The 7693-nt window shown below is 59.5% G+C and carries 7 protein-coding genes and 3 pseudogenes; 2 read left to right on the top strand and 8 right to left on the bottom strand.

Annotated features, from left to right (window positions below; translation table 11 throughout):
- The 5 genes from KJQ96_RS37545 to KJQ96_RS37530 form a co-directional block, all read right to left on the bottom strand.
- Positions 1-745, bottom strand: a 745-nt coding sequence (locus tag KJQ96_RS37545; protein WP_309142536.1) for a tyrosine-type recombinase/integrase, incomplete at its 3' end; no start/stop codon positions are given.
- A 26-nt stretch (positions 746-771) separates the two neighbouring features.
- Positions 772-1068: a tyrosine-type recombinase/integrase gene (locus KJQ96_RS41610; protein WP_256441736.1), complete on the bottom strand. Its 297-nt coding sequence runs from the start codon at positions 1066-1068 to the stop codon at positions 772-774.
- Positions 975-2006 (bottom strand): tyrosine-type recombinase/integrase, encoded by a 1032-nt coding sequence (locus tag KJQ96_RS41605; RefSeq protein WP_256441735.1) that lies wholly within the window; start codon positions 2004-2006, stop codon positions 975-977. The genes KJQ96_RS41610 and KJQ96_RS41605 overlap by 94 nt, the downstream gene beginning before the upstream one ends.
- 202 nt (positions 2007-2208) lie before the next feature.
- Positions 2209-2604, bottom strand: coding sequence for a transposase (locus KJQ96_RS37535; protein ID WP_213291064.1), 396 nt, complete (start codon positions 2602-2604; stop codon positions 2209-2211).
- An 872-nt stretch (positions 2605-3476) separates the two neighbouring features.
- A complete protein-coding gene (locus KJQ96_RS37530) occupies positions 3477-3845 on the bottom strand; it encodes a hypothetical protein (protein ID WP_213291063.1) in 369 nt (122 codons plus the stop codon).
- Positions 3846-4101: 256 nt separating this feature from the next.
- Here KJQ96_RS37530 and KJQ96_RS42475 point away from each other — a divergent pair.
- Positions 4102-4436: pseudogene (locus KJQ96_RS42475) on the top strand (hypothetical protein).
- Positions 4437-4821: 385 nt separating this feature from the next.
- Here the strand turns inward: KJQ96_RS42475 and KJQ96_RS42470 are convergent.
- The 3 genes and pseudogenes from KJQ96_RS42470 to KJQ96_RS42460 form a co-directional block, all read right to left on the bottom strand.
- Positions 4822-5280, bottom strand: coding sequence for an ISAs1 family transposase (locus KJQ96_RS42470; RefSeq protein ID WP_375293264.1), 459 nt, complete (start codon positions 5278-5280; stop codon positions 4822-4824).
- Positions 5255-5854, bottom strand: a pseudogene (locus KJQ96_RS42465) (ISAs1 family transposase); the annotation flags it as partial. The gene KJQ96_RS42470 and the pseudogene KJQ96_RS42465, both read right to left, overlap by 26 nt.
- Positions 5793-5990 (bottom strand): annotated as a pseudogene (locus KJQ96_RS42460) (transposase family protein); the annotation flags it as partial. The pseudogenes KJQ96_RS42465 and KJQ96_RS42460, both read right to left, overlap by 62 nt.
- Positions 5991-6782: 792 nt before the next feature.
- On the opposite strand from KJQ96_RS42460, the gene KJQ96_RS37515 reads away from it, so the two are divergent.
- Positions 6783-7532 (top strand): enoyl-CoA hydratase/isomerase family protein, encoded by a 750-nt coding sequence (locus KJQ96_RS37515; RefSeq protein WP_213291061.1) that lies wholly within the window; start codon positions 6783-6785, stop codon positions 7530-7532.
- Positions 7533-7693: the final 161 nt, after the last annotated feature.

The following is a 7693-nucleotide window of genomic DNA, read 5'->3' as shown; positions in this document are numbered from 1 at the left end:
AATGCCGACGTTGTCCGTCAGTTGCCGGAATAATCCAGTTGCCGGAATTATGGCGCAGATCGTGGATGCGCGGATCTCGACCCGAGTGTGCGCCCCTGAGATTGGTGCGATCGAGGAGTTGCAGAAAGACGCCGCGCACGGTGTTGTACGACAGCGGTCGGCCGGCGACCGATATGAAGAGAGCGCGATCCATGGCGGCCAACCTCTGCCTGGCGACCAGATACCTTTCGAGCGCCAGCCGTGCTGTTGCGTGCAGTGGCAACAGCCGGCTCTTCTGGAACTTGGTCTCTTGTACGACGAGCCCGTCGGCGATCACATCGTCGATCTGCAGCGCCAATGCCTCTGCGATCCTCATGCCGGTAGCGGCAAGCAGGCCGAAGAGCGTTGCGTACATGATCGCTCTGATCGAGCCCTCCGGCTGGAGCGCCCCTGCCGCGCGAAGCAGTCGCGCAAGTTCGTCCGCACTATAGATGTACGGCGAGCACCGCTTGGCGACAGCGTGGCCGAGCGCGTCCGCCGCCGGAACTTGGTGGTGCAGGTCTTCAGCCCGCATCACCAGGGCAAACCGTCGCACGGTGAGCAGCCGGTTGCGGCGCTGCTCCGGGGATGGCGCGCGTGCGGCCCATTCAAGAACACGCGTCTTGTTGATATGCCGATCGCCAAGTTCCTCGGCGAAGGCAACGTAGCCTCTCAGCAGGATCTCCTGGACGCGGAACTTGAAGCCCAATGAGCGCTGCTGGTCCACGTATCGTGCAAGATCTCGGCTCAGCATCACGCATCTCCCGGCCAGGGCTGCGCGATCTGCTGCAGCATCACGATGTCGACCTTGGCATAATGTGCGGTCGTGTCCGGCGAACGGTGACGCAGTACGGCGCCGACCATGTCGAGCGTGGCGCCGCCTCGCAGCATCGCCGTCGCGGCCGAATGCCGAAGCAGATTGGCGCCTTTCGACGGAGCGACGATGCCACTGCTGTCTACCGCACGTCGAACACGCTTGAGACGGTCGAGCCGGACAGCGCGCGGAACGGAGCATTCGAGGTGAGGAACAACTCCTGTCGGGCTACGCATGGTCGGCTTCGCTTGAGATAGTCGAGCACAGCATCACCGGCATCCTGAGGGAGCGGAAGCCGAGTCTCTCGTCGGCCCTTGCCGCGAACGGTGAGTGTCGCGTGCTGCCAATCAATGTCGTGAAGGCAAAGTGCAAGAATGTCGCCCGCCCGCAAGCCAAGGCGGGCCAGGAGGAGCAGATTGGCTCGATCGCGAGCACCCGCCGGCGTGGCCCGGTCGCAAGTGGCAATCAGACCATCGACATCGGCGGTACTGATGTTGTGAGGCAACGCCGACAGCCGCCATTGCGGAATAATCGGCACAGCCCGTTCGAGCCCCGCCCGACACAGGCCGCGCGCGCCGAGGAAGCGCAGATATCCTCGCAGGGCCATGGTCATCGTCTTCACATAGGCGAGTGAAGCCCGCTTCGTCTCTGCAAGAATCACATCGCGAATGAGCTGGGCATCCCAGCTTTGCGACCTTCTGCCGAGCGCCGGGAGCAACCGCATGACCATGCGACCGTGCCGACCTATCGTCAGCTCCGTGATGCCGCGATGGTGGCGCAGCCGCTCCTGGAACTCGATCACATGCCGGTCGAAAGCTGGGGACGTACTCTTCGGCTCGCGTCGCACGATGCCACGCTCACCCAAAAAATCGACAAACCTGCGTGCTCGCCTCACGTATTTCTCGAATACGCCTTTCACTCGGCGAATGCCGGGACAGCGACAGCGATGTCGCGCAAAACGACTTACGACATCCTCGTCGACGTTGCCGACTGCAAGCCTTTCCCTGGTGAGCCAGCAGGCGAAGTGGCGAGCTGAACCCCCGTAGCCGCTCACCGTCAAGCAGGAATGTCCCAGCGCCCGGAGATGGGACATAAACTCCGTCACTAGCGGGGCGAGGTCGCCCGCGTCCATACTACGTCGATGATTGCTGCAACCTTGCTTCGGCTTGACCATCGTTGGCCTCCTCTCGTTGCCATCAAGACAGCGAAGGAAACCTCGAATTATGCCGAGTCAGATCCCACCGGCCTCGGTCTAAGCTGTTGATAAGAAGGAGAACTCCGATCGGCTCGCCGCGGACTCTGCATAACCATGCGCTCCGCATAATTACGGAAGTCGACCGGCGTGCTGGCCACGTAAACCTGAACACCTGCCGGGATCATGCCTGCCGAACCGCCCGGATTACCGCAGCAAGCCGCTCAGGCTCCACATCGCTGCCGATGCGCACCGCGACATCGCCGACCACAATTTCCATCGTCTCGCCCGCCACAGCTTCAAAACGCGCGAACTTGACCGGTCTGGCTCGCTCGGAAAGCGGCGCAACAATCCCCGAGGCCAGCGCCTTGCGCTGCCAGGCAAACACCTGCGACGGATCAAGCCCGTGAGCCCGCGCGATCGCCGACACGTTCGCCCCCGGCGCGAACGTTTCCCCGACAATCCGCTCCTTCGCCTCCCGCGACCAGGTGCGATGGCTCCGCCCCGGACTGACGGGAAGCCGCTCGGGTGTCGCCGTGATAACTTCGAAGCTCTTAGTGTCAGACCTATGTTCGCTCATATGATCTCCTGGGAACAAATCACCGGAAGATTCTCTAACAATCAAACACCGCCCGCTATGCGGGGTGACCTACACGCTAACCTCAAAGCTGAACAAAGGGATCGAACATCGCGGATGATGATCGTGACGCGAAGTTCGTGACTTTATCCTCCTCCTTGGTTTGCTCGCCATCCGCATATCAAGCGGTCGCTTGGATCAGATGTTTCCCTCCGAAGGCGAACCTCAGATGATCGAAAAGGAATGGGGCGCGCCTGGATTCATAGAAGCACTGCTGCGATGGCAACGATCAGATCTACACAACTCGAATGGTCAGGATCGAGATAGATGATAGCGAAAGTCTCCCGGTTCCTGGCTAACCTGATCAGGTTGAACAGGTATGTTCCTACGCGATTTCCCCCGAAACCTGATGCCTTGATTGGGCATAGCAGCGGCCTAGTCGGCCCGGCGTTCGGAGCAACACGTTCGAAGTCGACGCCCATATAGTGGATGCGAGGCCGTCCATCGACAATTCGCGTTCGCGACCGCGACGTGAGATCCTGTCACCGGAGATGAAGACGCGGCGCGGATTTGTCGCTTTGTGCTAGCCGCGATAGCCACTTGTCAACATAGGCGCGCTTGATCGGGCAACCGGCGATCTTCTCGCATCATGGTCACCGAACAAACCGGCTAGAGGCACACTCTGAGTCGTGCAGATTTGGATCGATCCGACTCGAAGGCGCACCACGATTGGGCGCTGCGATGTTCATTGCTACGTCGCGCAGCAGCGCATAGCGGAGTTACTCCACTTCAAGGCGCGCAAGAAAGATCAACGATCAAGGATCGACTATATCTTCGTCTGATCCGAGGCACGCCGGGGCGCGTTGAATAGGATTTCAAAGCCCTCTCATGATTCGTAAGACTTGATTGAGCGAATATGGAAAGCGGAAGCGATCTTGCGCTTCTCTCCAGAATTGGTAGGGGACTCTCTTCCTTTTTGCTGTATTCTTCACCATCGAGATCGACGATTGCGCGACTTGCACGCCGATTGCGGGGATAAGAAAGAGCCAACGCCAGAGCGGTGGGAGTTCATGCCCGGAGTTGCGATGACGCTTGCCCGATTGATCCTTATGAAGGCATTGACGAGTTTTGTGCTTGCCGCCCAAGCGGCAAACATTAATGTCGCGCTTGCCGCGCACCTCACTGAGCCGGACAAGGAGATTGCCGCAGCTTACAAACAGAATACCGGTCGTCAGGCGCTTCACTCGACCAAAGACTCCCGCCTGGAAACGGGTCGAAGATGGTCGCGCGGTTTCCGGAAAGTTGCATCGCGTACTCGATCAACACGCTCCCGCCATGCAGGAAACCGCGAATCTCGTAAACGGCGTGATACGCTTTTCGATGGGCCAGGTATTCGAACGCGGCAAATCAGGCGTCCAGGCTGACGATATTTGAACGGTGCGGAATGGATGTGGCAGGTGTCGGCTGAGGAGTAACCCCTCTGAAAGTCAAGGAAGGATTATGAACGTGAATCCCGTCGAACCTCGGTTGTGCAGCCCCGGAGCGCCGACCGTGCTTGTTGGCAGGAATCATCGCGGCAACTGGGTTGCCCGCGAACAGAGCGGGATGGCGGCCTGTTCGTGAACCGCGCCCAAGCTTTCAAATACGCGCTGTTCGAGAATGGCCATCATCCATAAACCATCATAGAGGTGTCCCGCGAAATCGAACTTGATATTCCCGTCAATCCGCAGATCGCCGACACGGGGCACGTGGCCTGCTACGTCGGCGCAATCGAGGAGGGTCGAGTGGCGCCCTGCTGCGCGTCCACGAGCAGGAGCAGATCGTTGACACCATGATCGCGCTCACACGACGATCCAGTTTGGATGTGTCATCATTACGGTCAGCGAAGACATGGAGGTCGATCTCTCGCTAGGAGCTCGCGGGTTTGGTCGAGGCGCCACGCCCGCGACATGCCCTACCAAAATTGCAGCATGTCGTCGACCTGCTCACAGGCGAGAACGTGGTGGCAGCGCTTGCGCCCGGACTTCACCGTTCCTCAACACCAATTCGGTGTCGCGGTTGTGGTGGAGTCTCGCGAGGACGAACTCGCTATCAAAGTTCGGATGAAATTGACGACCTGCCACTGCCCGCTGAGCTCGGCGCAGGCGATCATAACGTTCCTAGGATAGCCGCAGCTCGTCTCGGGCCGCAATAGGTGCAGAGCGGTCGCGCATCTTCGCATCAGATCGTCTTCGCAGTCGAGATTGGAGAAGGCGGCCAGAGTCCCTCGGTCCGATGCTCCCGCAGGGCTATCGCATATGGCTGAGGACAAGCCAAGAGGAAGGCATTGTCCCAGCCAGCGCGTTTGATTTTGCGGCGCAGGGACGCGCGATCTGGGTGAGTTCGGAGGACTTTGAGGGCGAGCCTGCGCAGAATAGCAAGGTTCTCCGGAGCATTGTCCTTTCGAGCACGATTGCGGTCCTCGGCGAAGTGAACATCGAGCACCCAATGGAGCTGGTTCTCGATACCCCAGTGGCTGCGGGTGACGCGCAGCAGCCGCTTGGGGGAGATGTACTTGGACCAGAGATAGTGGCGCACGATAGGGGCGTCGGGCGCGCTGCCCCCGCAAACGCCGGCGCGAGGTGATCCGGCCAACCGCAGCGACGCCTGGAAAGTCGTAACGGGCCGCCAGGCTGGCATTGCGCATGATCGTCGCGCGCCGCGTTTCTCGTCGATCGTGGCTGGCGCGTTCGATCTGCTCGGCTGTGCTGCGCTCGCCCGATCGCGCGAACTGTTGCGTGACGGCAGTGAACAAGCGTCCGCGGTTAGCCTTGATCGCCAGAACATAGTCGCCGCGCTCGCGTATCGCCGCCCCAAGGGCGCGATGGCAATGCAGCGCGTCGGCGGTAACGATGCAACCTTCGAGGGACAGCAGTTCCAGCACTTCCAAAGCTCCCGCCGTCTCGTTGCGACCGGCCGCCTTTTGCTGGGCCAGTGCCATACGGGCTTCCACCGCAAAGACGTTGACCAGTTGCAGCGGCGTAGCCCGACCACCGCGTTCGTAGGATCCGCGCAGAGCCTTGCCGTCGACGGCCGCCACTCCGGTGAGTTTGAGCCCGTTGGCCTTGGCAAAGCGGGCATGAAGCGACGGAGGCGGTCTCGAAGGCTTGCGGCTTGAGCAAGCGAAATACCCGGCTGAACGTGCCGTGACTGGGGATGCCAGGTTCCAGGCGCAGAAAAAGTCGCAGCAGCCCTTCCTTCGACTGACCGACATCTGCCATGTCCAAGCACGATTCCGCTCCGCACAGCGTCGCCACCAGCGCGATGCACAGCACCTCCAACAGATCGTGCCTTGCATTGTCCGCACGCGGGTCCGGCAGCCGCCGAAAAGCCTCCCTGAACTTCTCCATTCGACCGCCTCAATGATCCGGGAGTCGTCTTCAGGATCCTTCTTGCTCTCCAATGCAATAGATGTCGCAATTCCATATGCGATTCCCCTGGATGCTCCCGCGGCGCGCCGTCCAGTGAGCAGAAGGCGTTGTGCAGTCCTTCGTCAAGTCGACGAAGCTGTCGCTACCGAGCACGACGTGGGCGTGCTCAAGCCCGGAATAGGTGATCCGAGGATATCATAGAGGCGAAGATCGAGCGGCGCCCCCGCAATAGTGGCTGCCAATTCGCCCGTATCAGTGAAGTAGGATCCCGATCCGGGCCACCTTCGTGAGGCCAGTTAAAGATGACCACCTACGCCTCAACATGGATAGCTTCCCGGGCGCGAATTCGGCGCTTTGCCGGCAGCCACTGGCGGAGTATCGGTCGGACGGTACTTTCATGTACAGCCTTATCGGCTGATCGCTGTCGGCTGGGCTCGTTACTCCGGTCGGGTTACGCCCGTCACGCGTTAGGAGGCTGGCGAAGCTCTCTCCCAGACGACGCTTGCCTTCCATCTGACTGCCGCGAGGCACAGTCTCATGATTCCTCGATGGATGGGGGAAAATGTAGAGGGAAAGCGATCTTGCGCTCTCTACCAGAATTGGGAGGGGCAACACTCCTTCAGTTTTGCTCTATTCTTACCGCCGGGATGATCGTCTTTCAAAATGCTCAAGGAAAAGGAGATGCGATCTCGCCCAACACTATATGGACGCATAGGAAAGGCGATGAGCTACCCGTGACACCGCAGATGCAAACGACTGATTGGAGACACCATGGCCATTCTAGAAACGGAAGCTCGAGGCGCGGTTTTGGTCGCGCGGTTCAATCACGCCAACGCTCATAACCCGATGAGCCTAGAACTCGAGAACGCCATCCGCTCGGTATGTCGAGAGACAGAGGACAATCCTGCGATAAGGGCTTTAGTATTGACAGGGGGGAATGACCGATCCTTTTGCGCCGGTGGTGATCTTAACGAGGTAGCCCAGCTTTCCGGACGCGCCGAGGTGGAGGGAGCCATTGATAGGCTGATTGATTTCTATTCTACGATACTCAAAGTCACGAAGCCGACTGTTGCCGCAGTCGACGGATACGCAATAGGCACCGGCTTTGCGGTCGCGCTATCCTGCGATTGGCGCGTCGGATCGCCAGGAACCAAGCTGATTATGTGGGAATTGAAGCACGGCGTCAGTTGTATAATCGGTGCGTATATGCTTGAGAGTTTCGTGGGTCGAGCGGCGATGTCTGACGTCATTTATGGATGCGAGGTTGTTCCGATTTCGAGGGCGGTAGACCACAAATTGCTTCACGAGGTGGTCGATTCCAGCCAACTCGTGGAAAGGGCTATCGCGCGCGCGCAGATCCTCAGTGAATATCCGGAAATCACTTTTCGGAGAACAAAAGCGTTGATCAATCAATGCTTAGTTGCTGGTTTGCGCCACATCGCGGTGGAGGCGAAGGAAGCATATGTTGCTGGCGTTGCGAGCAGCGTCGCTCGACGACACTTAACACGTGCTAAGCACTAGCCGAAGCTGCGACAGATCGTAATGCAGTTAAATGCCATTCGGGTGCCGAGGCTGACCGCGGCTCTAGCACTACTTTGGCAGAATGTGGCGATTGATCGGCGAAACTGGATTGAACGAAGCCGCTACCGCGGCGTGAACGGCGAGGTGGCGTAGAGCGCCTC

It is taken from the genome of Bradyrhizobium sp. sGM-13 (assembly GCF_018398875.1).
Lineage (GTDB): Bacteria > Pseudomonadota > Alphaproteobacteria > Rhizobiales > Xanthobacteraceae > Bradyrhizobium.
The sequence above is the reverse complement of the archived record's forward strand: the minus strand, read 5'-3'. Positions and strand labels throughout refer to the sequence as shown.